The sequence below is a fragment of the Streptomyces sp. NPDC029526 genome, from assembly GCF_040637405.1.
Lineage (GTDB): Bacteria > Actinomycetota > Actinomycetes > Streptomycetales > Streptomycetaceae > Streptomyces.
This window is the reverse complement of the sequence record NZ_JBEZWE010000019.1, coordinates 1-25,779: the sequence shown is the minus strand read 5'-3', so window position 1 is coordinate 25,779 and position 25,779 is coordinate 1. Positions and strand designations below refer to the sequence as shown.

At 72.7% G+C, this 25,779-nt stretch carries 22 protein-coding genes, 1 rRNA gene and 1 riboswitch; of the genes, 8 read left to right on the top strand and 15 right to left on the bottom strand.

The window, feature by feature from the left end; translation table 11 throughout:
• Positions 1-117: 117 nt before the first annotated feature.
• A complete protein-coding gene (locus AB0F01_RS27170) occupies positions 118-1,635 on the bottom strand; it encodes a glutamate-cysteine ligase family protein (protein WP_362100968.1) in 1,518 nt (505 codons plus the stop codon).
• A 563-nt stretch (positions 1,636-2,198) separates the two neighbouring features.
• On the opposite strand from AB0F01_RS27170, the gene AB0F01_RS27165 reads away from it, so the two are divergent.
• From AB0F01_RS27165 to AB0F01_RS27140, 6 genes are all read left to right on the top strand, one after another.
• Positions 2,199-2,780: a hypothetical protein gene (locus AB0F01_RS27165; RefSeq protein ID WP_362100966.1), complete on the top strand. Its 582-nt coding sequence runs from the start codon at positions 2,199-2,201 to the stop codon at positions 2,778-2,780.
• A 595-nt stretch (positions 2,781-3,375) separates the two neighbouring features.
• A complete protein-coding gene (locus AB0F01_RS27160) occupies positions 3,376-3,582 on the top strand; it encodes a DUF5999 family protein (RefSeq protein ID WP_362100964.1) in 207 nt (68 codons plus the stop codon).
• Positions 3,583-3,832: 250 nt separating this feature from the next.
• On the top strand, positions 3,833-4,228 hold the full coding sequence (locus tag AB0F01_RS27155) for a helix-turn-helix transcriptional regulator (protein WP_362100961.1): 396 nt from the start codon (positions 3,833-3,835) through the stop codon (positions 4,226-4,228).
• 302 nt (positions 4,229-4,530) lie between these two features.
• Complete coding sequence (gene modA / locus AB0F01_RS27150) at positions 4,531-5,394, top strand: molybdate ABC transporter substrate-binding protein (RefSeq protein ID WP_362100959.1); 864 nt, start codon at positions 4,531-4,533, stop codon at positions 5,392-5,394.
• A 113-nt stretch (positions 5,395-5,507) separates the two neighbouring features.
• Positions 5,508-6,272, top strand: a complete 765-nt coding sequence (locus AB0F01_RS27145) for an ABC transporter permease (protein WP_362101127.1) — start codon at positions 5,508-5,510, stop codon at positions 6,270-6,272.
• Between the two features lie 206 nt (positions 6,273-6,478).
• Positions 6,479-7,495, top strand: coding sequence for an ABC transporter ATP-binding protein (locus AB0F01_RS27140; RefSeq protein WP_362100956.1), 1,017 nt, complete (start codon positions 6,479-6,481; stop codon positions 7,493-7,495).
• 150 nt (positions 7,496-7,645) lie between these two features.
• Here AB0F01_RS27140 and AB0F01_RS27135 read toward each other — a convergent pair whose 3' ends face one another.
• On the bottom strand, positions 7,646-8,305 hold the full coding sequence (locus tag AB0F01_RS27135) for a DUF5701 family protein (protein WP_362100953.1): 660 nt from the start codon (positions 8,303-8,305) through the stop codon (positions 7,646-7,648).
• Positions 8,306-8,374: 69 nt separating this feature from the next.
• Positions 8,375-9,085, bottom strand: a complete 711-nt coding sequence (locus AB0F01_RS27130; protein ID WP_362100950.1) for a CatB-related O-acetyltransferase — start codon at positions 9,083-9,085, stop codon at positions 8,375-8,377.
• Positions 9,086-9,136: 51 nt separating this feature from the next.
• On the opposite strand from AB0F01_RS27130, the gene AB0F01_RS27125 reads away from it, so the two are divergent.
• A complete protein-coding gene (locus tag AB0F01_RS27125; RefSeq protein WP_362100947.1) occupies positions 9,137-9,796 on the top strand; it encodes a helix-turn-helix domain-containing protein in 660 nt (219 codons plus the stop codon).
• A gap of 399 nt (positions 9,797-10,195) precedes the next feature.
• On the opposite strand, the gene gcvP is transcribed toward AB0F01_RS27125, so the two are convergent.
• Positions 10,196-13,081: an aminomethyl-transferring glycine dehydrogenase gene (gene gcvP / locus AB0F01_RS27120; RefSeq protein WP_362100944.1), complete on the bottom strand. Its 2,886-nt coding sequence runs from the start codon at positions 13,079-13,081 to the stop codon at positions 10,196-10,198.
• A gap of 175 nt (positions 13,082-13,256) precedes the next feature.
• Positions 13,257-13,352, bottom strand: a riboswitch (glycine riboswitch).
• A 112-nt stretch (positions 13,353-13,464) separates the two neighbouring features.
• Between gcvP and AB0F01_RS27115 the strand changes: the two genes are divergently transcribed.
• Complete coding sequence (locus AB0F01_RS27115; protein ID WP_362100941.1) at positions 13,465-13,839, top strand: PRC-barrel domain-containing protein; 375 nt, start codon at positions 13,465-13,467, stop codon at positions 13,837-13,839.
• A 127-nt stretch (positions 13,840-13,966) separates the two neighbouring features.
• Here AB0F01_RS27115 and AB0F01_RS27110 read toward each other — a convergent pair whose 3' ends face one another.
• The 11 genes from AB0F01_RS27110 to rrf all read right to left on the bottom strand — a co-directional run.
• Entirely contained in the window at positions 13,967-15,406 is a 1,440-nt protein-coding gene (locus AB0F01_RS27110; RefSeq protein WP_362100938.1) for a DNA polymerase IV, read from the bottom strand.
• Positions 15,407-15,733: 327 nt separating this feature from the next.
• Positions 15,734-16,411, bottom strand: coding sequence for a MerR family transcriptional regulator (locus AB0F01_RS27105; RefSeq protein ID WP_362100936.1), 678 nt, complete (start codon positions 16,409-16,411; stop codon positions 15,734-15,736).
• Between the two features lie 205 nt (positions 16,412-16,616).
• The gene (locus AB0F01_RS27100) at positions 16,617-17,090 is read right to left on the bottom strand and encodes a bifunctional nuclease family protein (RefSeq protein WP_026253112.1); all 474 of its coding nucleotides are present in this window, start codon (positions 17,088-17,090) and stop codon (positions 16,617-16,619) included.
• A 153-nt stretch (positions 17,091-17,243) separates the two neighbouring features.
• Complete coding sequence (locus AB0F01_RS27095; protein WP_362100933.1) at positions 17,244-17,984, bottom strand: MerR family transcriptional regulator; 741 nt, start codon at positions 17,982-17,984, stop codon at positions 17,244-17,246.
• A 38-nt stretch (positions 17,985-18,022) separates the two neighbouring features.
• Positions 18,023-18,958: an FHA domain-containing protein gene (locus AB0F01_RS27090; protein WP_362100930.1), complete on the bottom strand. Its 936-nt coding sequence runs from the start codon at positions 18,956-18,958 to the stop codon at positions 18,023-18,025.
• A gap of 61 nt (positions 18,959-19,019) precedes the next feature.
• On the bottom strand, positions 19,020-19,802 hold the full coding sequence (locus AB0F01_RS27085) for a DUF881 domain-containing protein (RefSeq protein ID WP_362100927.1): 783 nt from the start codon (positions 19,800-19,802) through the stop codon (positions 19,020-19,022).
• A gap of 1,166 nt (positions 19,803-20,968) precedes the next feature.
• Positions 20,969-21,301: a small basic family protein gene (locus AB0F01_RS27080; protein ID WP_003988855.1), complete on the bottom strand. Its 333-nt coding sequence runs from the start codon at positions 21,299-21,301 to the stop codon at positions 20,969-20,971.
• The gene (locus tag AB0F01_RS27075) at positions 21,298-22,131 is read right to left on the bottom strand and encodes a DUF881 domain-containing protein (protein ID WP_362100925.1); all 834 of its coding nucleotides are present in this window, start codon (positions 22,129-22,131) and stop codon (positions 21,298-21,300) included. The genes AB0F01_RS27080 and AB0F01_RS27075 overlap by 4 nt, the downstream gene beginning before the upstream one ends.
• A 225-nt stretch (positions 22,132-22,356) precedes the next feature.
• Positions 22,357-24,852 (bottom strand): mannose-1-phosphate guanyltransferase, encoded by a 2,496-nt coding sequence (locus tag AB0F01_RS27070; protein ID WP_362100922.1) that lies wholly within the window; start codon positions 24,850-24,852, stop codon positions 22,357-22,359.
• A gap of 114 nt (positions 24,853-24,966) precedes the next feature.
• The gene (locus AB0F01_RS27065; RefSeq protein ID WP_362100919.1) at positions 24,967-25,575 is read right to left on the bottom strand and encodes a CDP-alcohol phosphatidyltransferase family protein; all 609 of its coding nucleotides are present in this window, start codon (positions 25,573-25,575) and stop codon (positions 24,967-24,969) included.
• A gap of 109 nt (positions 25,576-25,684) precedes the next feature.
• A 5S ribosomal RNA gene (rrf, locus tag AB0F01_RS27060) occupies positions 25,685-25,779 on the bottom strand; the annotation flags it as partial.

Here is a 25,779-nt window from a genome sequence, read left to right as displayed (position 1 = left end):
ATGCGGGGCGACGGCCCGGAGGTTGCCGGCGGCCCCGGCGCACGACGGGCCCGATGCGCTCCTCCCGGGCCCGTCGGCCGTCCCGGGCGGTGACGCGCGGGTGCCGTCCGGGGGCTGTCAGGTCGCCGGGACCGGTTCGGGCAGTCCGACGGGCCAGCTGTGCACCGGATCGCCCTGCACCATCAGCTCGCGGTAGCGGCGTGTGGTGGCCGCCAGGGCGGCCTCCCGGTCCAGACCGGCGTCCAGCGCCCGGTGGAAGGTCGCGGCCTGCCAGTCGGCGCCGTTCGTGCGGCGGCGGCAGCGCTCCTCGATCACCCCGAGGTACAGGTCGCGGTCGGCCGGTTCGATGCCCCACGCGTCCAGCCCCGCCTCGGCCAGCGGCAGCAGTTCGTCGCGTACCAGGGTGACCGCGTCGACCTCGGTCGTCCCGCCGTAGCGTCCGCGGCGGGGCCAGGTCAGGCGTGCGTCGATCCCGTACCGGCACGCGGCGTCGAAGTTGGCGGCGGCGGCCTCGAAGGGCAGCCGGGTCCACACCGGGCGGCTCTCCTCGGCGAGGGCGCGCACGACGCCGTAGTAGAAGGCGGCGTTGGCCACCACGTCGACGACGGTGGGTCCGGCCGGCAGCACCCGGTTCTCCACGCGCAGGTGCGGGACGCCGTCGGCGATGCCGTAGACCGGACGGTTCCATCGGTAGACCGTGCCGTTGTGCAGGACGAGTTCGGCCAGCGACGGCACTCCGCCCTTGTCGAGCACCTCCAAGGGGTCCTCGTCGTCACAGATCGGCAGCAGGGCCGGGTAGTACCGCAGGTTCTCCTCGAAGAGGTCGTACGCCGAGGTCACCCAGCGCTCTCCGAACCAGGTGCGCGGGCGCACTCCCTGGGCCTGCAGCTCGGGCGGCCGGGTGTCGGTGGACTGCTGGAACAGCGGGGGGCGCGACTCCCGCCACAGCTCCCGGCCGAACAGGAACGGCGAGTTGGCCCCGAGCGCGATCTGCGCGGCGGCCACGGCCTGGGCCGCGTTCCACACGTCGGCGAAGCGGGAGGGGGTCACCTGGAGGTGGAGCTGCACGGAGGTGCAGGCGGCCTCGGGGGCGATGGACTTGGACGTGCAGGTGAGGTGTTCGACCCCTTCGATGTCGAGGGTGAAGTCCTCGCCGCGGGCGGCCACGATCTGGTCGTTGAGGAGGGTGTAGCGGTCGACGGCGGACAGGTTCGAGGAAACCAGGTCGTCCCGGTCCAACGTCGGCAGAATGCCGATCATCACAATGCCGGCGTCCACCTCCGCGGCTTTTCGGTCCGCGTACGCGAGCGAGGTGCGCAGTTCCTCCGCGAGCCGGTCGAAAACCCGGCCGTCCACCCGGTGCGGGGCGATGTTGACTTCCAGATTGAACATCGCGAGTTCGGTCTGGAAGTCACGGCTCGCGATGCGTTCGAGAACTTGCGCGTTGAGCATTCTCGGCATGCCGTCGGCGCCCGCGAGGTTCAATTCGATCTCGACGCCCATGAGGTTCTTGGGGCGGTCGAACCGCTTCTCCGCCAGCAGTCGCTCCAAGCCCGTCAGACACCTGCGCAGCTTGTCGCGGTAGAGCTGGCGATCGGACAGGTCGAACTGACCCGCCACGACCTTTTCCCCCATCGAAGTCCCTCCTCGGATGGGCGGGCCGAAGACCGGCCGCCGGGGTCCTGGTGCACAGAGGAGGATGCCCAGCCGATGCGATCGATAACGTCCCCGACCGGCCCGGCACCCGCTACCCTGTGGGTTGTGACCAGTGGCACATTCACGGGGCATGAAGCGCCACAGGCGTCACGCACCCATTGGGGAATCGTGAAAAACGCCGATCGAAATGGGCCGACCGCTCCCCGCACATTCCTCCAGGTCACCGCTCCGCAGTCGCCACGGAACCGGGATGGTTCACGCATTTCATCGACCGGAAGTACCCTTGTTTTCCCTGCTCGAAACGGCTAGCCGAAACATAGCCCTAACACGTTTCGTATAAACTCCGTGAACAAGGCAGAGAGCTGGCGCCGCGGTCGAGCGATCCAGCCGACGAGGTGACGTCCGGCAGTCCTCACCCCCACCTCTCGGGCTCCGGCCCGGCCCCCGCCTCTCTGACTTCCGCGAGCAGACAGCGCCGTCCGCCACGCCCCGCCACCCCCCGCCCTCGTGCCACCGTGCCTTCGAATGAGAGGCGACCCACCATGCCCCTGCATGTCCCTCCGGCTCCCGCGCCCGCCCTGCGGTCCGTCCTGACCGCGCTCTCCTCCCCCACCGCGGTCCGCGACGCCCGCACGCCCTCGCTCCTGGGCGCCCCACGCCCCCTCACGCCCGAGCAGCCGCTGCCCGTGCACGTCCTGGACGGGATCACCACCGGCGGCTCGGCGACGCGACTGGCCGGCTGGCGGTTCCTGGTCCGCTCCGGCGAACACGCGGTGGCCGCGGCGGACACCGTGCTCACCGCCGACGGCTGGACGTTCTCCCGCTTCTTCGAGGGGCCCTACGTCACCTCCACCGAACTGGCGCTGCGCCAGGCCGAGGCGATGACAGAGGCGTACCAGCCCCGGTTGCTGTCGGTGCCGGAGCTGTACATGCTGACGCTCTGGCTGCACGGCGACCGCACCGCGGACGGCGCCGCGGGCCGTCCGGCCGCCACCGACCTGCTCGTCCCACTGGCCCCGGCCCCGCCCGGGATCGCCGCGCACCGTCCGCACCGGGTGGCCGACCTGCTCCCGGTGCTGACCCATCGGGTGACCCGGCCCCGCCTGCTCGGCTCCCCGGCGTGACCCACGGCCGGTGCCCTGCGCGCCGCCGCGCGTGACGCGCACCGTCCCCTCCGCACGACGCACCCGCACCCCGCACCCGCACCCCGCCGCCCCGGGCGTTCCGGGCACGGCGGGGTGCGTGCCGTGAGGCATGCCGGCGCCCATGGCCGGTGCCGCGGCAGGCAGCGTTCGCCCGTCGAGGAGCGGCGTTCCGGTGCGCGGCCTCGGCGTGCCGGATGGAAGTGCTCGTACTGGAAGTGCTCGTACTGGACGTGCTCTTACTGGACGTACCCGGACTTTCGGCCGGTGCGGCGGGAGTGCGTGCCGGGCGTCGTGACGGGGCGGACCTTACCCGTCGGGGTGGGGGGACTAGCCCGATCCGGCCCCCTCGAACCACCCGAAGTGACAGTGCAGTTGGGATGAACCGTCCGCGCGGGTGACGCGTCCTCCCGGCAGGAGGGGCGGTACCGCGAAATCCCTGCGGATCGACGCCCTTGCGGCAACACTGTTCCCGACCGACTTGTCACCACGGGGGGCGGCCATGAACGACGCTTCGAGCCGCGCGACTGCACGATCCGCCATGCCACAGGACACCACAGAGCGAGAGAACCCACCCATGTGCCAGCACCAGCCACCGTGCCCCTCAGCCGACTCCGCCGACCGTGAGTCCGCCCGTCTCGCGGCGCACCACCCGGAACAGGGCTGGAGCCTGCTGTGCAACGGTGTCGTGCTCTTCGAGGACCTCGGTGAGCTGCTGCCCGACGGCAGCGTCATCGCGCCGCAGCGCCCCCGGGACACCGGCCCGGTCATGACCACGGCCTGACCGGACCGTCCCGACCGGCGGCGACGCACGCGCTCGCGGCCGGTGAAGAAGCACGCGCTCGCGGCCGGCGGGGAGGCGGGGACACGAAGGCCGGGTGACGGGCCGTCCCCCGCCGCCCGGTTTTGCCACACGTCCCGCACATCCCGCCCGTCCGTCGCGTCCGGCGCGTCGGTCTCGCCTCGCGTGCCGGACCGTCGGCGCAGCGACGGCACGCACCCAGCGCACGGCACGCGCCCATAGGGTGACCGGCATGCAGTCCTACACCATCGGCCAGGCAGCACGACTGCTCGGCGTGAGCCCCGACACCGCCCGCCGCTGGGCCGACGCCGGGCGGATCACCACCCACCGCGACCGGGGCGGACGCCGCCTCATCGACGGCCGGGATCTGGCCGCCTTCTCGGTCGAGCTCGCCAGGGCGGCCACGGACGAGGAGGACGCCCCGTACACCTCGGCCCGCAACGCCTTCCCTGGCATCGTCACCGCGATCAAGCTGGGTGACGTCGCCGCCCAGGTGGAGATCCAGGCCGGGCCGCACCGCCTCGTCTCGCTGCTCACCCGGGAGGCCGTCGAGGACCTGGGGCTGGAGGTCGGCATGGAGGCCACCGCCCGCGTGAAGTCGACGAACGTCCACATCGACCGGGTCTGACGCCGGCTCCTGTCCCGCGGGCCGGATCGGCCGACGGCCCGGCACCGGGCCAGCGGGCCTCCCCCGTCCCCTCCCTGCCCCCGTAACCGCCTCTGTCCCCCGTCCCCGGTGGCCGGTGCGCCCCGGCATCCCGCTCGTCGGTCGGACGAACGCACACACCCACCCGATCATCCGGGGACCTCGCTTGTGCGATGCCATGGATGACTTCTGCCTCGCATCTGCGCCATGATGGTCGGACAGGTGGAAGGCCGCGCAGCACGGTGCCTTCCCTCCGTCTCGCACCCCGAGGGAGCGGCCGAGGAATGTCCCGTCGTCGTACCGCGCGCCCGTCGGACCGGCCGTGGCGGCTCTCCACGGCCGTCCGGACGCGTACCGTCCGGACGCGCCCCGTCCGGACCGCGGCCGGCGCCGGGGCCGCCGCCCTCCTGTTGTTGACCGGTGCGTGCGCCGCCGACGGGGAGGGCGCGCCCGGGGCCCGCGAGGGCAGCCCCACCGGGTCGGTCACCGTCTTCGCCGCCGCCTCGCTCGAGGAGAGCTTCACGGTCCTGGGCGAACGGTTCGAGAAGGCCCACCCGGGCACGAAGGTCACGTTCAACTTCGGCGGCAGCGACAGCCTCGCCGCCGGCATCACCAACGGCGCCCCGGCCGACGTCTTCGCCGCCGCCAGCACGAGGACCATGGGGATCGTCACCCGCCACGGCGACGCCGACGGCACACCCGCCCCCTTCGCCCGCAACCGCCTGGCCGTCGCCACCCTCGCGGGCAACCCGCGCGACATCGGTTCCCTCAGCGACCTGACCCGGCCCGGTCTGAAGGTCGTCCTGTGCGACCGCTCCGTCCCCTGTGGTGCCGCCGCCCGGACCGCGCTGACCGCCGCCGGCGTCGATCTCACCCCGGTCTCGTACGAGCAGGACGTCAAGAGCGCCCTGACGAAGGTCGAACTGAAGGAGGCGGACGCCGCCGTCGTGTACCGGACGGATGTGAGGGCGGCGGGTGACAGGGTGGACGGCGTGGACTTCCCCGAGTCGGCCGAGGCCGTCAACGACTACCCGGCCACCGTGCTGAAGAACGCGCCCAACCCGACGGCCGCGCGGGCGTTCCTCGCGCTGGTCCGGTCGGCCGAGGGACAGCGGGTCCTGAACGGTGCCGGGTTCCTCGCGCCATGACCGGCGCCGGTGAGTCCCCCCGCCCCGTGGACCGGGCGTCCGCACGGCCCGGGCCCGGCCGTGCCCGGGGGGCCGGGAAGACCGGGCGGCACCCGCCCGGCCGGGGCGTCCCGCTGCCGCTCCTCGTGCCTGCCGTGCTGGGGCTCGCATTCCTCCTCGTGCCCCTCCTCGCGCTGCTCCTGCGCGCCCCCTGGGGCAGTCTGCCGGAACAGCTGCGCAGCCCCGAGGTGTGGGAGGCGCTGCGGCTCTCGCTGCTCTGCGCCACGGCGGCGACCGCGCTCAGCCTGCTGTTCGGCGTGCCCCTCGCCTGGCTGCTGGCGCGCACGGACTTCCCCGGGCGGGGACTGGTCCGGGCCCTGGTCACGCTGCCCCTGGTCCTCCCGCCGGTGGTGGGCGGTGTGGCGCTGCTGCTCGCCCTCGGCCGCAACGGTGTCGTCGGCCAGTGGCTGGACGCCTGGTTCGGCATCACGCTGCCCTTCTCCACCGCCGGTGTCGTGGTCGCCGAGACCTTCGTGGCGATGCCGTTCCTCGTCATCAGCGTCGAGGGCACCCTGCGGGCCGCGGACCCGCGGTTCGAGGAGGCCGCAGCCACCCTGGGCGCCTCCAGGTTCACCGCCTTCCGCCGGGTCACCCTGCCGCTGATCCTCCCCGGCATCGCGGCCGGGGCCGTGCTGGCCTGGGCGAGGGCCCTCGGCGAGTTCGGCGCCACGATCACCTTCGCGGGCAACTTCCCCGGCCGCACCCAGACGATGCCGCTCGCCGTGTACCTGGCCCTGCAGAACGACCCGGCGGCGGCCATCGCCCTGAGCCTGGTCCTGCTGGCGGTGTCCATCGCCGTGCTGGCCGGACTGCGCGACCGCTGGACGAGGGCGGTGTGAACGGGATGACGGACGGCCCGCCGGAGTGTCCCCGCGGCACCGGCGATCCCTGTGCCGGAGCCGGCGGGACGGCCGGCGGAGCGACGGACCGGGGGCACCCGGACGGCGGGCCGGGCGCCCGCGGCACCGCCGGCAGCGGCCCCGCACGGCCCGTCCCGTCGCCCGGGCGTTCCTGCCCCGGCGCAGAGGGACTCGACGCCCGGCTCGTGGTGGACCGGGGCTCCTTCCGGCTGGACGTCGCGCTGCGCGCGGCGCCGGGGGACGTGGTCGCGCTGCTCGGCCCGAACGGCGCGGGCAAGTCCACCGCGCTGCGCGCCCTGGCGGGCCTCTCCCCGCTCACCGAGGGGCATCTGCGGCTGGACGGGCGGGACCTGGGGGACACGGCACCCGAGTCCCGCCCGGTCGGCGTCGTCTTCCAGGACTACCTGCTCTTCCCGCACCTGACCGCGCTCGACAACGTGGCCTTCGGGCCGCGCTGCCGGGGTGCCGGGAAGAGGGAGGCCCGTGCGCTGGCCGCCGAGTGGCTGGACCGCATGGGACTGTCGGGACAGGCCGGTGCCAAGCCCCGCCGGCTCTCCGGCGGCCAGGCCCAGCGGGTGGCGCTCGCCCGGGCCCTCGCCACCCGTCCGCGGCTGCTGCTCCTGGACGAACCGCTGGCAGCTCTGGACGCCCGCACCCGGCTGGAGGTGCGGGCGGAACTCCGCCGCCACCTCGCTGCCTTCGAGGCCGTCGCCGTCCTGGTGACGCACGATCCGCTGGACGCGATGGTGCTCGCCGACCGTCTCGTGGTGGTCGAGGAGGGCCGGACCGTGCAGGACGGCACGCCCTCCGACATCGCCCGTCACCCCCGCAGCGAGTACATCGCCCGGTTGGTCGGGCTGAACCTGTACCGCGGGGACGCCGACGGCCACACTGTCCGCCTCGCCGGGGGCCCCGCCGTCGCCACCGGCGAGCACCTGACCGGGGACGCCTTCGTGGCGTTCCCGCCGAGTGCGGTGACCCTGCACGCGGAGCGTCCCGGCGGGTCCAGCGCCCGCAACCTGTGGCGCTGCGAGGTCGCCGGCCTGGAGGTGCACGGCGACCGGGTCCGGGCCGACCTGACCGGTGAGCTGCCGCTGGCCGCCGACCTGACCACGGTGGCCGCCGCCGAACTCGGCCTGCGGCCGGGTGCCCCGGTGTGGGCGGCGGTCAAGGCGACCCAGACCCACGCCTACCCGGCGTAGTCCGTCCCGCCCCCGCGCCCTGCCCGCGACCGCACGGGGCCGGAGGGACGGGGCGAGGGCCCGGACCGGTGCCCGGCGTCGGACGCGCGCGCCGCGGGCGGCCCCGGCTCCGGACCGCACGGCGGCGCCGCGCCGACGGCTCCGGTCGGGTCAGACGGTTCGGCCCGTGGCGGAGGCGAACCCCAGCCAGGTGTGGCGGTTGCCCCACCAGCACCAGCCGATCTTCGGGGCGTCGCGCCTCTCCTTGCCGTCACGGCCGGTGCCGTTGCTGATCCAGATCGCCGGCGTGCGGGCGTCGTACGTCCCCTTCGGCTTGCGCAGCCGGGAGCCGATGGTCATGAAGCAGCGGTTGCGCTCCAGGATCCCGGGCTGCTGGAGCACCCAGTGGATGCCCTCGCTGAGCAGCAACGGGGTCCGGCCCTCACCTTCGAGGGCGGGCAGCGCCTCCTCCGGGCTCCAGTTGGCCAGGTGGTCTCCCCGGTCGATCCCGGTGACGGCGTAGAGAGCGGCGTCGGGCAGGTCCACCCGGTAAGGGCTGAAGCGGTCGACGTCGGCCATGTCGGTCACCACGAAGCCGGGCTTGCCGGCGTGCCGGACGAGCGGCGCGAGGACCGAGGCGGGGAGGCGGTCGGGGTGGACGGCCAGCAGGGTGTCGCCGCCGTCGGGCAGCTGGGCGGCGAAGGCACGGATCTCCTCGGCGGGTGTCCCGGCGGGCGTGTGCAGCCCGAGCTCGATGAGGCGTTCCGCCTGCGCCGTCGGCGGCGGCAGTGTCCTCGCCACGGTGGCCGGGGTGGACGGGGTGTCGGTCACGTCGTGCTCCTTGCTCTGCGGGCCGCGGGGGCGTGGGGCGTGGGGCGTGGGCCGGTCGCGCGGGGGCGGTCAGGTCGTCGGTGCGGTGCCGTGGCGGCCGTGCTCGCGCTCGGCGATCGCGGCGATCTCGGCGGGAGTGCCGGCCATGATCGTGCGCACGTGCCGGGTGATCGTCTCGATCGGCCAGTCCCACCAGGCGGCCTTCAGCAGCAGCTCGACGTCCGTGTCGGGGTAGCGCCGGCGGATCTCTCGGGCGGGGTTGCCGCCGACCACGGTGTACGGCGCCACGTCGGCCGTGACGACGGCTCCGGCGGCGACGATGGCACCGTCGCCGATGCGCACGCCCGGCATGACGGTGGCCCCGTAGCCGAACCAGACGTCGTTGCCGATCACCGTGTCCCCGCGGCTGGGCATACCGGTGACCAGGTCGAGGGTCCGGTCGGCCCACTCTCCGCCGAACATCGTGAACGGGTAGGTCGACACCCCCATCGTCGGATGCTCCGCCCCGGCCATCAGGAAGCGGGTGCCGGCCGCGATGGCGCAGAACCGTCCGATGACCAGCTTCTCCGGTCCGTAGGCGTAGAGGACGTTGCGCCGCTCGAATTCCGTGGCGCCGTCGGGGTCGTCGTAGTACGTGTACTCGCCCACGTCCACCGTCGGCGAGGTCACCAGCGGCCTGAGGAACACCACGCGGTGGTGCTCCGGAAGCGGGTGCAGGACGTCAGGATCGATCATGTACTCCCCCGGGTCGATTTTTACGTCGGAAGTAAACTTACGCATGGACCCTAGTTACTGTCAACATATTTTTACCATGGGGGTAAGATTCTGCGCATGAACAGCCAAGGCGAAAGCAGGGCGCCGGCGCCCGCGGTCGGCCTCCGCGAGGTCAAGAAGCAGGAGACCCGGCGTCACATCTCCGACCAGGCCACCCGTCTGTTCCTCCGGCAGGGCTTCGACGCGACGACGATCGCCGAGATCGCCGACGCCGCGCGGGTGTCGAAGAAGACGGTCACCAACTACTTCCCCCGCAAGGAGGACCTGGCCCTGGACCACCAGGACGTCTTCGTCGCGGCCCTGGCCTCGGCGGTGGCCGCGCGGCACCCGGGCGAGTCGGCCCTGGGCGCGCTGCGCCGCTCGTTCGCCGCGTCCGTCGCCGCGCACGATCCGGTGAGCGGCTTCACCGGCCCGGACTTCGCCAGGATGGTCGCCGACAGCGCCACCCTGACCGCCTGTGTGCGCGGCCTGCACGACCGCAGGGAGGAGGCGCTGGGCGAAGCCCTGGCGCGGGCGGAGGGCGTGGCGGCCGACGACGTCGTGGTCCGCGTGGCGGCGGCGCTCCTCGGTTCCGTCCACCGGCTGCTGTTCCAGCGCATCCAGCACCTCACCCTCGCCGGACTGCCGGCGCGGGAGATCGAGGCGACGGTGGCCGCGGAGGCGACCCAGGCCTTCGACCTGCTGGAACCGTCCATCGGGGACCTGGCCGTCCGCTGACCGGCGGATGCGGTGGGGCGCGGTCACCACGGACGGACGGACGGACGGGCCGGCCGCCTCCAGCCGACTCCCCCGGCTGGACGGCCACCCCCAGCCGACTCCCCCGGCTGAACGGCCACCCCCAGCCGACTCCCCCGGCCCGCGCCCCGGACAAGCCAGGGCTCCGCCTGGGACGCCGGAGAGGGATCCCGGCGCGGCCCCCGCCGTGGTGGCACCCCGGGCGGGGGCCACCCGCGAGGCGGCCCGGCGGTCACCGGCCGACGCCACGGCCCTCCGAAACGCCGGGTGCCCGGCCGGGAGACTCCCGGCCGGGCACCCGCACACACGGCCCGTGCGTGCCACGACGCGTGCCCCGTGCCACGCGCCGGCGTCACCGGGGGCGTGGCCGCACGCCGCGCCTCAGTCCTCGTACGCGTCCAGCGGCGGGCAGGAGCACACCAGGTTGCGGTCGCCGAAGGCCTGGTCGATGCGCCGCACCGGCGGCCAGTACTTGTCGGCGGCGTTCACGCCGGCCGGGAACACCGCTTCCTCGCGGCTGTAGGCGTGGTCCCACTCCCCGCCGAGCGCGGCCGCGGTGTGCGGGGCGTTGCGCAGCGGGTTGTCCTCGGCGGGCCACTCGCCCGACCCGACCTTCTCGATCTCCGCGCGGATGGCGATCATCGTCTCGCAGAACCGGTCCAGCTCGGCCAGGTCCTCCGACTCGGTCGGCTCGATCATCAGCGTGCCCGCCACCGGGAAGGACATGGTCGGCGCGTGGAAGCCGTAGTCGATCAGCCGCTTGGCCACGTCGTCGACGCTGACGCCGGTCGCCTTGGTCAGCGGGCGCAGGTCGATGATGCACTCGTGCGCGACCAGCCCGCCGGGGCCGGTGTAGAGCACCGGGTAGTGCGGCTCCAGACGCTTGGCGATGTAGTTGGCGCTGAGCACCGCCACCTGCGTGGCCCGCTTGAGGCCCTCGCCGCCCATGAGCCGGACGTAGGCCCAGGAGATGGGCAGGATGCCCGCCGAGCCCCAGGGGGCCGCCGAGATCGGGCCGACCCCGGTCTCCGGACCGGCCTCGGGCTGCATGGGGTGGTTCGGCAGGTAGGGCGCCAGGTGGGCGCGGACGCCGACCGGGCCGACGCCGGGTCCGCCGCCGCCGTGCGGGATGCAGAAGGTCTTGTGCAGGTTCAGGTGCGAGACGTCGCCGCCGAAGTGGCCCGGCTTGGCCAGACCGACCAGGGCGTTGAGGTTGGCACCGTCCACGTAGACCTGGCCGCCCGCCTCGTGCACCGCCGCGCAGATGTCGGCGACGTGCTCCTCGAACACCCCGTGCGTCGACGGGTAGGTGATCATCAGCACGGCGAGCTGGTCACGGTACTGCTCGATCTTGGCGCGCAGGTCCTCGACGTCGACCTCGCCGTCGTCGGCGGTCCTGACGACGACGACCTTCATGCCGGCCATGACCGCGCTGGCCGCGTTGGTGCCGTGCGCGGAGGACGGGATGAGGCAGACGGTGCGCTGCTCGTCGCCGTTGGCGCGGTGGTAGCCGCGGACGGCGAGCAGACCGGCCAGCTCGCCCTGGGAGCCGGCGTTGGGCTGCAGGGAGACCTTGTCGTAGCCGGTGACCTCGGCGAGCCGCTCCTCCAGTTCACGGATGAGCGTGAGGTACCCGGCGGCCTGCTCCGCGGGCGCGAAGGGGTGCAGCTGACCGAACTCGGGCCAGGTGATCGGCTCCATCTCGGTCGTCGCGTTGAGCTTCATGGTGCACGAGCCCAGCGGGATCATGCCGCGGTCCAGCGCGTAGTCGCGGTCGGCGAGCCGGCGCAGGTAGCGCAGCATCGCCGTCTCGGAACGGTACTGGTGGAAGACCGGGTGGGTCAGGAACTCGTCGGAGCGCAGCAGCGCCTCCGGCAGGGTGTCCCGCGCGGTGCCGTCCAGGGACTCGACGTCGCCGTCGACCCCGAAGGCCCGCCAGACGGCCGTCAGCCGGTCGCGGGTGGTGGTCTCGTCGCAGGCGGCCGAGACGTGGTCGGCGTCGACGAGCCGCAGGTTGACGCCGTTGTCCCGTGCGGCGGCGACGACCTCCGCGGCCCGGCCGGGAACCCGCGCGGTCACGGTGTCGAAGTAGGAGTCGTGCACGATCTCGACCCCGCCGGCCCGCAGGCCCTCGGCGAGGATCGTGGCGTAACGGTGGGTGCGGCGGGCGATGGCGCGCAGGCCCTCCGGGCCGTGGTAGACGGCGTACATGCCGGCCATGACGGCGAGCAGCACCTGGGCGGTGCAGATGTTGCTGGTGGCCTTCTCCCGGCGGATGTGCTGCTCGCGGGTCTGCAGCGCCAGCCGGTAGGCCTGGTTGCCGTCCACGTCGACGGAGACGCCGACGAGGCGGCCGGGCAGGCTGCGGGCCATCTTCTCCCGTACGGCCATGTAGCCGGCGTGCGGCCCGCCGAAGCCCATCGGCACGCCGAAGCGCTGGGTGGTGCCGACGGCGATGTCCGCGCCGAGCTCACCGGGCGACGTCAGCAGCGTGAGCGCCAGCAGGTCGGCGGCCACGGTGACCAGGGCGCCGAGGTCGTGCGCCTGGTCGATGACCGGCTTGAGGTCGCGGACGGCACCGGAGGCGCCGGGGTACTGCAGCAGCACGCCGTTGATCTCGCGCTCGGCGATCTCGGCGGGGATGCCGTCGCTGAGGTCGGCGACGACGACCTCGACACCCGTCGGCACCGCGCGGGTGCGGATCACGGCGATGGTCTGCGGCAGGGCGTCCGCGTCGACCAGGAACAGGCCCTTCTTGTTCTTGCCCATGCGCCGCGACAGCGCCATCGCCTCGGCGGCGGCGGTGCCCTCGTCGAGCAGCGAGGCGCCGGAGGTCGGCAGCCCGGTCAGCTCCGCGACGGTGGTCTGGAAGTTCAGCAGGGCCTCCAGGCGGCCCTGGGAGATCTCCGGCTGGTAGGGCGTGTACGCCGTGTACCAGGCGGGATTCTCCATGACGTTGCGCAGGATGACGGGCGGAGTGAACGTCCCGTAGTAGCCGAGGCCGATCATCGAACCGAGCACCTGGTTGCGTCCGGCCAGGGAGCGCAGTTCGGCGAGCACCTCGGCCTCGCTGCGGGCGCCGGGCAGGTCCAGGGCGTCGGCGTTCTTGATGACGTCCGGCACCGCGGCGGCCGTCAGCTCGTCGAGCGAGCCGTAGCCGACCTGGGCGAGCATCTTGGCCCGGGCTTCGTGGTCGGGTCCGATGTGGCGCTGCTCGAAGGGGATCCCCTGCTCGAGCTCGGAGAGCGGAGTGCGATGGGCGGTCATTGCGGAGGCCTCCTGGTCTGACGACCTTCGTGGGGCACCACGGCACGGGTACCCGGACGGCCTCCCCCTCTGTCATCTCGACCTGAGAGCTTCACCGGACCGCCCCAGGGACGCCCGGCTTTCACCGTCGGTGAGAGCGGAAGCCGTCGACACCCGCCCTGCTTTCCAGAGTGACCTCGTCCGTGCGGTACGTGGGCCTGAGAGATTCCGGGGAGGATTTGCTCCTTCGGCGCCTCCGATGGTGCCTGGAGGACTCTCCCGCACGGGGTCAGCGGCCGAAAGCCAGCGTACCAGCGAGGGCCCCGCACGGACCTTCGAGTGGCCGCCGGACCGAATGTGCCGTTCTGTAGTGCTTACGGATGAGTGCGACCTGTGGAGGGCCCGTGCGTACCGACATCGACCCGCGCCACCTGATCGGCCGCAAGGCGTTCGACCGCAACGGACACCGCATCGGAACGATCGACGAGGTCTACCTCGACGACGCCACGGGAGTCCCCGAGTGGGCGGCGATACGCACCGGTCTGTTCGGCCGCGACGCCTTCGTGCCGCTGGAACCGAGCGAACTGGTGGAGGGCGCCCTCCACGTCCCCTTCGACCGCGCCCTGATCAAGGACGCGCCCGACTTCGGCGTCGGGCGGCACCTCTCCCCCGAGCAGGAGCTGCAGCTCTACCACCACTACGGCCTGGACGTCGCCGCCCCGCCGCCGCTGCCGGACCGCGACTTCGGCAGGCTCGCGGGCCAGGACGAGCCGGCCTGACCGTCCCGCCGCCCGGCCCCGCCCTCCCGGAAACCGCGCGCACGGTCCCCCACCGTGCGCTCCGGGTCACGCTTACCCCCACGCCGTCGGCGCCGTCCGGGGTGGCCCCGCGCCGTCGGCGCCGAGGTCACCCGCTGCCGTCCGCCGCGGCCGGTGCGGCCGGTGCGGCCGGTGCGGCCTCCGGTGGGGCCGGTGCGGCGTCCGGTGCGGTCGGTGCGGCGTCCGGTGCGCCGGGGCCGCGGGAGACCAGCGGGAGCGGGTCCGCGGGCCGCAGGTCGGGGTCGTCGGTGCGGAAGGTCCTCACCCGGCCCGGTGCCGAGCCGGGCGTCTCGAAACGCACCGTGACCCGGCCCAGCCCGCTGCCCTGCACCCAGCCGTGTCCGAACACCGCGTGCCGCACGTCGTGTCCGGCGGGCCAGCTCCGCTCCGCCGCCGGCCGGTCCTCGGGAGCGGGCGCGGTGGCGGTCTCCTCCGGCACGGCCTCCTCCCGCTCCCCTGCCGCCTGGGCGAACAGGTCCTCCTGCGTGTAGTCGGCCAGGCCGGTGACGCCGACGCCGAGGAGCCGCACGCCGCCCGTGGTGTCGACCCCGTCGAGCAGGCGGGCCGCGGCCTCCCGCACCACCGCCGGGTCGTCCGTGGGCCCGCGCAGGGTCTCGGAGCGGGTCAGTGTCGAGAAGTCGTAGCGGCGCACCTTCAGCACGATGGTGCGGCCCGACAGTCCCGCGCCGCGCAGCCGGCGCACACACCGGTCGGCGAGCCGCCGCACCTCCGTGCCGACCCGGACCCGGTCGTGGATGTCGACGTCGTAGGTGTCCTCCACCGACACCGACTTCGCCTCCCGCTCGGCCACCACGGGCCGTTCGTCGTGCGCCAGCGCCATGGCGTACAGCCCGTGTCCGTGTGCCTTGCCCAGCAGCCGCACCAGTTCGTCCTCGCCCGCCTCGGCGAGGTCCCGCACCGTGTGCAGGCCCGCACGCCGCAGGTGGTCGCCGGTGGCCGGCCCGACGCCCGGCAGGGTCCGCACCGACAGGGGCGCGAGCAGGTCCCGCTCGGTGCCCGGTTCGATGACCACCAGGCCGTCCGGCTTGGCCCGCTCGGAGGCGATCTTGGCGAGCATCTTGGAGGCGGCCAGCCCCACCGATCCGGTGAGCCCGGTGACCCGGCGGATGTCCGCGCGCAGGCCGGCCCCGACGCGGCGCGCCGACGTCTCGTCCCAGGCGGCACCGGCGGCCTCCAGGTCCACGAACGCCTCGTCCAGGCTCAGCGGCTCCACCAGCGGGGACAGATCCCTGAGGAGGGTCATGACCTGCTCGCTGAGGGAGCGGTAGAAGGCGAAGCGCGGCACGAGGTACGCGGCGTGCGGGGCCAGCCGGCGCGCCTGTGCCATGGGCATCGCGGAGTGCACGCCGAACACCCGGGCCTCGTAGGAGGCCGTGGCCACCACGCCGCGCGGCCCGAGGCCGCCCACCACGACGGCCTTCCCGCGCAGACTCGGCTTGGACGCCTGCTCCACCGAGGCGAAGAAGGCATCCATGTCGAGATGCAGGATCGTGGGCGCGGACCTCACGTCTTCGATGCTGCCTCATGCCACTGACAACGCCCTGCCGGGGCTCCGAGACCGGGGCGCGTGTCCGGGCCGGGCCCGGGCGAGTCCGGCGGGGCCTGGGCGGGTCCGGCCGGGGCCCGGTCGCGTCCGGGCGGGGCCGGCCCGGATCCACCCGGGTTCCGGGTTCGGGTCCTGGGCGTGTCCGGCCCGGGCGGGGGTGGCTTCCGGTGGTCCGGGCCCGGCCCGGTTCCGGCCGGGATCGTCGTCCCGGGCCGGTGGGAGCCCGTCCGGTGCGGGAACGAGCCCGGTCTCAGACGGGGCCCGTCAGGTGCGGCGGCGGGCCCGGTCTCAGACGGCCCGGTTGCGCCGTCGGGCCAGCTCGTCGGCGGGGTTGTGGCCGACCAGCGTCTCGCCGGTGTCGACCCGTTCGCCGTGCAGCTGGGACAGCGCCCCCTCGACGTCCCGCCACACCACGCCCACGGCGATGCCGAAGATGCCCTGACCACCCTGGAGCAGGGCGTGCACCTCGTCGGGCGAGGTGCACTCGTAGACGGTGGCCCCGTCGCTCATCAGGGTCATGCGCTCCAGATCGCTGAAGCCGCGCTCACGCAGGTGCTGGACTGCCGTCCGGATGTTCTGGAGCGACACACCGGTGTCGAGGAAGCGTTTGACGATCTTGAGGACGACGACGTCGCGGAAGCTGTACAGCCGCTGGGTGCCGGAGCCGTGGGCGGGGCGCACGCTCGGCTCCACCAGGCCGGTACGGGCCCAGTAGTCGAGCTGGCGGTAGGTGATCCCCGCGGCGGCGCAGGCGGTGGGACCCCGGTAGCCGATCTCGTCGGACGCCATGGACGTTGCCCCTTTGGTGTCCGCCGAGGCGGCCGTCAGATGTCGCGCGTGATCGGCCGTGCTGCTGTGCGGGGGGTACACCCCGCCCACGCGGAGCCGAGAGCCCATGGGAGGGTACGGGCTGCTCGCCCCCAGTCCGGGGGCTCCCCCAGCCGTACCGTCGCCGCTGCTTCTCACGCCGACCTCCGTCCTTGACCTGCCTCCCCGACGGTAGGCAGTCACCAAGGGTGCGTCAACGATCGCCACACTCGGCACGCCGAGTGATAATCACCCTAAGAGTGGTTTCCCGTGCCCCGTCGCGGGGAAAGGCTAGCCGAATGCGCTCCGCACGGGCGGAATCGCGCCCGTGGACGGCCGCCGTGCGGCGCCCCGGAGCGCGTCCTCACTGACTGCTCGTACCGAAGTCCTCCGGCGAGATCTGGTCGAGGAACTCGCGGAACTTCTCCACCTCGTCCTCCTGCTCGTCCGGAATGGCGATGCCGGCGTCGTCGAGCACCGTGTCACTGCCGTAGATGGGCGTCCCGGTGCGCAGCGCCAGCGCTATCGCGTCGGACGGACGCGCGCTGACCTCCACGCCACTGGCGAAGACCAGCTCCGCGTAGAAGACGCCCTCACGCAGATCGGTGATGCGCACTTCCGTGAGCTCCTGTCCGACGGCTTCCAGCACGTCCTTGAACAGGTCGTGGGTCAGCGGCCGAGCAGGGGCCATGCCCTGCTGGGCGAAGGCGATGGCCGTCGCCTCCCCCGGTCCGATCCAGATGGGGAGGTAGCGGTCCCCTCCCACTTCACGCAGCAGCACGATCGGTTGGTTGGAGGGCATTTCGACCCGGACACCTACGACATCGAGCTCGTTCACACAGCAACCCTAGGCCGTGCCCGGGATGTTTGGGTAGTCGGGCCGGGAACGGGTGAGCGATCCGGCCCCCGACGGGCGCAGCCCGGAACCGCCCCGGACGCCCGGCGCGGGGCGGGTACCCAGGCGCGCCACCAACCTGTCCGGACGGCACACCTAGGGGGCGCGCACACCGAGGGCCAGGTGGACCAGCGCGGTGTGCAGCCGGACGGTCAGCCCCGCCAGTTCCTTCGTGCGGGCCTCCGCATGGGCCCTGGTCTGCGGGTTGCGGTGCCGCCGCAGGGGGGCGACGACCTGGTCCACCAGCCCGGCCTCCCGGTCGGCCGCGGCCTTCATCGCCCTCAGGTGCCGCGGCTCGATCCCGTGCCGGCCCAGCTCGCGGACCAGTCCGGCCACGGTCACCGCCTCGGCGTCGTAGACGCCGTCCTCCACCGGGGTGAGGAGGCCGTACGACTCCCACTCCGCCAGCTCACGTTCGTCGACTCCGACGGCGGCCAGCAGCTGCGCCCGGCCGATCCGGGCGGCCGTCGGCGCGTCCGCCACCACGGGCTCGACGCCCTCGCCGTCCCGCTGGCGGCCCACGACCGGCAGTGACACCGCCTCACCCCGCTCCACGGCGTCCAGGTGCTCCCGGATGACCTTGAGGGGCAGGTAGTGGTCCCGCTGCATGCGCAGCACGTGCCCCAGGCGCTCCACGTCCTGGGCGCTGAACTTGCGGTACCCCGACGGGGTGCGCCGCGGCTCGATGAGCCCCTCCGCCTCCAGGAAGCGGATCTTCGAGATGGTGACCTCGGGGAACTCCTCGCGCAGCACGTTCAGCACCGTGCCGATGCTCATCAGTCCGGTGTCCGCGGCGGCGGCACCGTGCCCGGTGCCGCCGCTCGGTGTGTGAGGCATGGACCTTCCCTCGGGTCCCCGGGCGCGGCCCGGGGACCTCAGTAGCCCCGCTGGCTCGCGTAGAAGACCAGCCGGTACTTGCCGATCTGCACTTCGTCCCCGTTGGACAGGGCGACCTGGTCGATCCGCTCCCGGTTGACGTAGGTGCCGTTGAGGCTGCCGACGTCGGCCACCGTGAACGAACCGTCCTGGCTCCGGCGGAACTCCACGTGCCGCCGGGAGACCGTCACGTCGTCGAGGAAGATGTCGCTCTGCGGATGACGGCCGGCCGTCGTCAGGTCGCCGTCGAGCAGGAAGCGGCTGCCGGAGTTGGGCCCCCGGCGCACCACCAGCAGCGCCGAGCCGAACGGCAGCGCGTCGACCGCGGCCTGCGCCTCCGGCGACAGCATCGGCATCTGCGTCTGTCCGGTCGTCTCGGAGTCGTACGCCTCGAGACCGGAGATCGAGATGGTCGACGTCGTCTCCGACGGACGCTCCGGGGTGACCCCGGGCCTCAGCGGCGCGCCGCAGTTGGAGCAGAAGCGGCTGTTCTCCGCGTTGCGGTTACCGCACCTCGTACACACCAGGGCCGACATGGACGGATCCTCCTGCCGCGGCTGCCCACCGGGGGCTTGGGACGCGTACGGACCGGAGAAGTCTCCACCCGTACCTGAGGTTGACGGTTGCCCGAAACCTATGCCTCCCTGCTGCGCAGGGTCAACCGACGGCGCGCCCGGAGCACCGACCTGATCCCGGAACAGCGGACGTCCGCCGTCCTCCTCGGGCTGCGCGCGATGGCGAGCGGTCGCGTTGGCGTTGTCCTCTCGCGCGCTCTTGCCGAACAACTTCGCAAACAACTTCACGGGCGATTCCCCTTGACCGAAACAGACCCGCCCGTGGGGCAGGACGAACCCTGACTGAACACACTGGCCGACGACCCGGACATCCTCACAACGTCCGTATCCACCAGACAGTTTCCACCACGCACCGCCCAATCGGTGCGCCGACCCCCCGCAACCTCATGCCCTCGCCGGACGGGCCGCATGCGCCCCCGGTTCACCGGGAGGACGACCGAGCGTAGTCAGGCCGCTTCGCCGCTCGCAAGGCATCCACGACGATCTTGGTCGACCTCTCCACGGTCACGGTGGCCTGTTCCTTCTCGAGAGTCTGCACCACGCCTCCAGGGATGTTGAGCGCCGGCTCGAGGTCCTGCGGCTTGCCGATGACCTTGAAACGATAGGGGGCGGTGATCTTGTTCCCGTCCACCCCCACGCCGTTGCCGGAATCCGTCAGATAGGTGTCGGCCACCACCCGTACGCCGTTCACCTGGATCGCCTCCGCACCCGCCGCGCGCAGCTCCTGGACGGCGTCCAGCAGCATGTCCGCCTCGACCGCCCCCTTCGGGTCCTCGACGGTCATCGTGATGCCGGGCCCCTGGGCCGCCACGGTGCCCGCCAGGATGCCGAGTTGCCGTTCCCGCTCGGCTGTCTGCCGCCGAGCCTCCTCGGCCTGGTCGGAGCTGTTCTCCAGTTCGTCGCGCTGTTCCTCCAGGCCCGCCTTCTCGTCCTCAAGACGCTGCGTGCGGTCGTCGAGTTCATCGAGGATGCGGACGAGATCCTCCTGACGTGCCCCGCGCAGCGCGTTGTCGCCGTCGCTGTTGGAGGCCACCTGGACGGCCAGGCCGAAACCCAGGCCGAACAGCAGCACGGCGACGATCAGTTGGGCCCGCGTCAGCCTCGGCGGCCACAGCCCCTTCACCAGCCGCTGCCGCCCGGTCAGCTCCGGCACGGGCCGCGCCTCGGCAGCGTCCTCCGCGGCTCCCGGCGCGCTCGCGGGCACCTCCTGGGGCAACTCCTTGCGCAGGCTGCTCCCGCGCTCCGGCCCGTCCTGCGCGGACGGCCCGGCCTGCGGGGCCCGCTGTCCGGGGTGCGGGGTGTGCGGGGGCCGCTGCCCGGCACGGGCTGCCTGCGGCGCTCGCTGCCCGGGGTGCGGCGCCGCCCGGCGGGGACCGGGACGCCCGTCGGGCCCCGGCTGGTACCCGGGGCGGTTCCCGCCGGAGGCGGGCGCCGGCCCGGGACGGTTTCCGGGCGCAGGGGCAGGGGCGGGCCCGGGGCGGCCGTCGGGTCCGCGCAGCGGCCCAGGACGGTTCCCCGGGCCGGGCGTCGGTCCGGGTCGGCCGTCACCGGCACGCGGCGGCCCGGGAGGGCCCTCCGCCCCGGGGACGGGCCCCGGCGGTCGTCCGCCGGCACCGCGCACCGGCGCCGGGCGACCCCCGGGCCCGGGAGCCTGCTCCGGTCGGCCGTCGATTCCGCCCCGCACCGGACCGGAGCGTCCGTCGGGTCCGGGGCGTCCCTCCGGCCCGGGGCGCCCCTCCGGCCCGGGGCGCGGACCCGGTCGGCCCTCACGTCCGTGCGGCGGCTCGGGGCGGGCCTCCCCTCCGGGTGCCCTCCCCGGTCCGTCACCGGCGCCGGGCGGCGGTGCCGGACGGTTCCCCCGCTCCGATGCGGGCCCGGGGCGTCCGCCTGCGCCGTCGGTGCGCTCGGTGCCGCCGCGCACCGGGCCGGGACGATGCTCCGGCCCGGGCGTCCGTCCCGCACGGGCATCGGTGCCACGCGCCGGCGCAGGGCGGTGCTGCGGGCCGGCGGTCCGTCCCGGACGGCCCTCGCCGTCACGCGCCGGGCCGGGATTGTGTTCCGGATCAGGACGCCGGCCCGGTCCAGGGGCCTGTCCCGGTCCGTCCTCGTTCCCCTGTGCCGGCCCGGAGCGGTGCCCCGCGCCGGATGCGGCACCGGGTGCGGGGCGCCCGTCGGTCCCGCGCACGGGCCCGGGACGCTCTCCCTGGCGAGGGAGCGGTCCGGACCGTCCGTCCTCGCCCACCGGCGGCTCGGGACGGCCCTCGGACTCGGGTCCCGCTCCGGTGCGTGCCTCCGCCGCCTCGTCCGCCCCGCTCCCGGGCTCGTCGCGGCGGCCCGTTCCGTGTTCCTGCTCGCGCTCGTTCATCGGCCTCACGCCCGGAAGACGTGGCGGCGGATCGCCGCGGCGTTGGAGAAGATGCGGATGCCGAGGACGACCACCACACCGGTGGACAACTGGGCGCCGACGCCCAGCTTGTCGCCGAGGAAGACGATCAGCGCGGCCACGACCACGTTGGACAGGAACGACACCACGAAGACCTTGTCGTCGAAGATGCCGTCGAGCATGGCCCGCAGTCCGCCGAAGACGGCGTCCAGCGCCGCCACGACGGCGATCGGCAGATACGGCTCGACGACCGCCGGAACCTCGGGCCGGACCAACAGGCCGGCCACGACTCCCACGACGAGGCCCAGTACGGCGATCACGATGTGCCCTTTCCGGATATCGGCTGCGCGGTTCGTACGATCACACTCGGTGCGGCGGGCAGCCGGAGGTCGTCCGCCGTGGAGAGGGCGGTGCGGATCCCGTAGTTCTCCTGCAGGGCGTGCAGGTAGAGCCCGTCGGCGCTGTTCTGGAACCGGTCGCTCAGCGACGGTCCGTCCCCCACCGCGAGCACCGTGTACGGCGGCACCAGCGGTTTGTTGTCGACCAGTATCGCGTCCCCTGCGGCCCGGATGGCCGACAGGGCGGTCAGCCGCTGACCGTTGATGGAGATCGCCTCGGCCCCCGACTCCCACAGCCCGTTGACCACGCGCTGCATGTCGCGGTCCCGGACCCGGCCGGTGTCGGAGAAGCCGGACGCCGAGCGCGGGTCACCGTTCCCGCCCGTGCCGGCGTCCTTGGCGTCGTCCACGACGAGCCGCACGCCCGGTCCGTGCACGGCGACCGAGCCGGCGAGGACGCCCACCAGTCGGGAGCGGTCACCACCGCTGTCCCTGAGGGCCTCCTGCCGACGGGCGTCCACGTCCGCGCGCAACGCGTCGACCCGGCTCTCCAGGTTGTCGGCCGCCTCGGTCTCCTGGTCGATGCGGTCGATCAGTTCCTCGCGTTCCTTCGCCACGACCGGAGCGCTGACCCGGGCCTGCGCCGCCCCGACGGTGACGACCAGGGCCGCCAGCACCAGCCCCACGGCAAGTCCCAGCTTGGCCCGCAGGGTCTTCGGCAGGCCGCCTTCACCTGCGGCCTTCCTGCGCTCCGCGGCCTCGGCGTATCCGTCGTCGAGGCTGTGGTCCATGACGTTGGTGAGCAACGACATGGACGCGTCCGGGCGCGGGGGCCGCGTCGGTGTGCTCCGAACGGGGGGTTGCTGCGGCATGCCGGACATCGTCGCACGTCGCGGCCGGTACCTCCGAACGGCCCTGGCCGGGTGCCGGACAGGCCCCCTTGGGGAGGCTTGTCCGGCACGCACGCATACCGCGCCTTGTCCCGGCCGGGCGGCGCCCGGTGGCGCGGGACCGGGCGCCGGCCGGGATTCGTCCGCCTACCGTCCGGCGCTGTCCACGACGGCGGACCACTCGTCGAGCAGAGCCTGCGCGGAGGCGTCGTCGGGGCCCTCCGCCCACAGGTGGGTGACCGCCTCGGCCGGGTCCGGCAGCACCATGACCCAACGGCCGTCGGCTTCGACGACGCGCACCCCGTCGGTGGTGTCGACGAAGCGGTCTCCCGCCTCCTCGACGACGCGCCGCATGACGAGGCCCTTGACGGCCCACGGCGTGGCGAGGTCGCGACGGATCACGTGGGCCCGCGGGATGCGGGCGTCGATCTGACTGAGCGTGAGCTGCGTCCTGGCCACCAGGCCGATCAGCCGTACGAAGGCCGCGGTGCCGTCGTAGACGCTGCTGAACTCGGGGACGATGAAGCCGCCCTTGCCGTCGCCGCCGAAGATCGTCCCTTCCTCGCGGCCCACGCGGGTGAGGTCGTCGGGGGACGTCGTCGTCCACTCGACCTGGGTGCCGTGGTAGGCGGCGACCTGCTCGGCGATCCGGGTGGTCGTCACGGGGAGAGCGACCCGGCCGCTGCGGCGCTCGGCCGCGATGAGGTCGAGCATGACCAGCAGGGCCCGGTCGTCCTCGATGATCCGGCCCTTCTCGTCCACCAGGGACAGCCGCTCACCCACCGGGTCGAACCGCACCCCGAACGCGGCCCGGGACGACGCCACGATCTCCCCGAGGCGGACCAGCCCCGAGCGCCGCACGTCGGCCGTCTCGGTCGGCCGGGACTCGTCGAGACCGGGATTGATCGTCAACGAGTCCACGCCCAGCTTCCCGAGCAGGCTCGGCAGGACGAGGCCGGCGCTTCCGTTGGAGGCGTCGACGACGACCTTCAGCCCCGACTCGGCGATACCGGTGATGTCGACGTTGCGCAGCAGCGATCCGGTGTACGAGTCGAAGACGCTGGCGGGGAAGCGCAGGTCACCGATCTCGCCCGGGAAGGCACGCCGGTACTCCTGGCGCGCGAACACCCGGTCCAGCTTGCGCTGGCTGCCCTGCGACAGGTCGGCGCCCTGCCCGTCGAAGAACATGATGTCGACCGAGTCCGGAACCCCGGGCGTGGTCCGGATCATGATGCCGCCGGCGCTGCCCCGTGCGGTCTGCTGCCGGGCCACCGGCAGCGGAACGTTCTCCAGGTCCCGGACGTCGATGGCGCTCGCCTGCAGCGCGGAGATCACCGCGCGCTTCAGCGCGCGGGCACCGCGGGAGTGGTCGCGGGCCGTGGTGACCGTCGAGCCCTTCTTCAGGGTCGTCGCATAGGCGCCGGCGAGGCGGACCGCCAGCTCGGGCGTGATCTCGACGTTGAGGATGCCGGAGACCCCGCGGGCCCCGAAGAGGTGTGCTTGGCCGCGGGATTCCCAGATGACGGACGTGTTGACGAACGCGCCCGCCTCGATGGTCTTGAACGGGTAGACCCGCACGTTGCCCTGGACGATCGATTCCTCACCGACCAGGCACTCGTCACCGATGACCGCGCCGTCCTCGATCCGTGCCGCGCGCATGATGTCGGTGTTCTTGCCGACGACACAGCCGCGCAGGTTGCTGTGGGGCCCCACGTACACGTTGTCGTGGACGACGGCCTTGTGCAGGAAGGCGCCGCTCTTGACGACGACGTTGGAGCCCACGACCGTGTGCTCGCGGATCTCCGCGCCCGCTTCGACCTTGGCGTAGTCGCCGATGTACAGCGGTCCGCGCAGATCGGCGTCCGGGTGCACCTCCGCCCCCTCGGCGACCCACACACCGGGCGAGATCTCGAACCCGTCGAGGTCGACGTCGACCTTGCCCTCGAGGACGTCGGCCTGCGCCTTCACGTAGCTCTCGTGGGTACCGACGTCCTCCCAGTAGCCTTCGGCGATGTACCCGTAGACGGGCTTGCCCTCCTTCATCAGCTGCGGGAAGACGTCGCCGGACCAGTCGACGGGCACGTCGGCCTCGACGTAGTCGAAGACCTCCGGCTCCATCACGTAGATGCCGGTGTTCACCGTGTCCGAGAAGACCTGGCCCCAGGTCGGCTTCTCGAGGAAGCGCTCGACCTTGCCCTCCTCGTCCACGATGGTGATGCCGAATTCGAGAGGATTGGGAACACGGGTCAGGCAGACCGTGACCAGCGCACCCTTTTCCTTGTGGAAATTGATGAGCTCGGTGAGGTCGAAGTCGGTCAGTGCATCACCGGAAATGACGAGAAAGGCGTCGTCCTTCAGCGCCTCCTCGGCGTTCTTGACGCTTCCGGCGGTCCCGAGGGGCTTCTCCTCATTGGCATACGTGAGCTCCATGCCGAGCTCTTCACCGTCACCGAAGTAGTTCTTGACGAGGGACGCCAGGAACTGGACGGTCACCACGGTTTCATTGAGCCCGTGCTTTTTGAGCAGCCGCAGCACGTGCTCCATGATCGGCCTGTTGGCGACCGGCAGGAGCGGCTTGGGCATGCTTGAGGTCATGGGGCGAAGGCGCGTGCCCTCTCCCCCGGCCATCACGACGGCCTTCATGTCGGAAGCGTCCTCCTCGAAGAGACGACGGTCTGACCGACGTCACTCGCAGAGATGGTCCGCAGGATCACCCTGCGGGACGAGGCGCAACGCTGCGCTTGCGAATCAGCGAGTTCAATCGGCCATGGCGTCCGCACGAACCAGACGGCGGACTTGTATCACGTAGAGAACTCCTGCCCACCAATACAGGGTTGTACCCCATCCGGCGAACGCCCATCCGAAGATTGCGGCGAGTGACGCGATCCAGCCGGATCCGTCACTGAGCAGGAGCAACGGGAAGGCATACATCAGGTTGAAGGTGGCGGCCTTGCCCAGGAAGTTCACCTGCGGCGGCGGATAGCCGTGGCGCCGGAGGACGCCCACCATCACCAGCAGGACCAGTTCCCGGGCGAGAAGTACGGCCGTGAGCCACAGCGGCAGAATCTCGCGCCACGTCAGGCCGACCAATGTCGACAGAATGTAGAGCCGGTCGGCCGCGGGGTCGAGGAGCCGGCCCAGATTGCTGATCTGGTTCCAGCGACGCGCCAGCTTGCCGTCGAGGTAGTCACTGACGCCGCTCAGTGCGAGGACGAGCAGCGCCCAGCCGTCGCTGTTGGGTCCGCCGAACTCCGGCCTGAGGATGAGCCACAGGAAGAGCGGCACGCCGAGGAGCCGCGCCATGCTGAGGATGTTGGGGATGGTGAGGACACGGTCCGTCTGGACGCGCGTCTCCTGGACCTCCACCCGGGAGCCTCCTGTGGGAAAACGTGTCAACGATGCTCCATGACTTTACCGCAACGCAAAAAAGCTCCGGCTCTCGGGTTGTATGCCCGAGAGCCGGAGCTCAAGAGGAGTTCGGCGGCGTCCTACTCTCCCACAGGGTCCCCCCTGCAGTACCATCGGCGCTGTAAGGCTTAGCTTCCGGGTTCGGAATGTAACCGGGCGTTT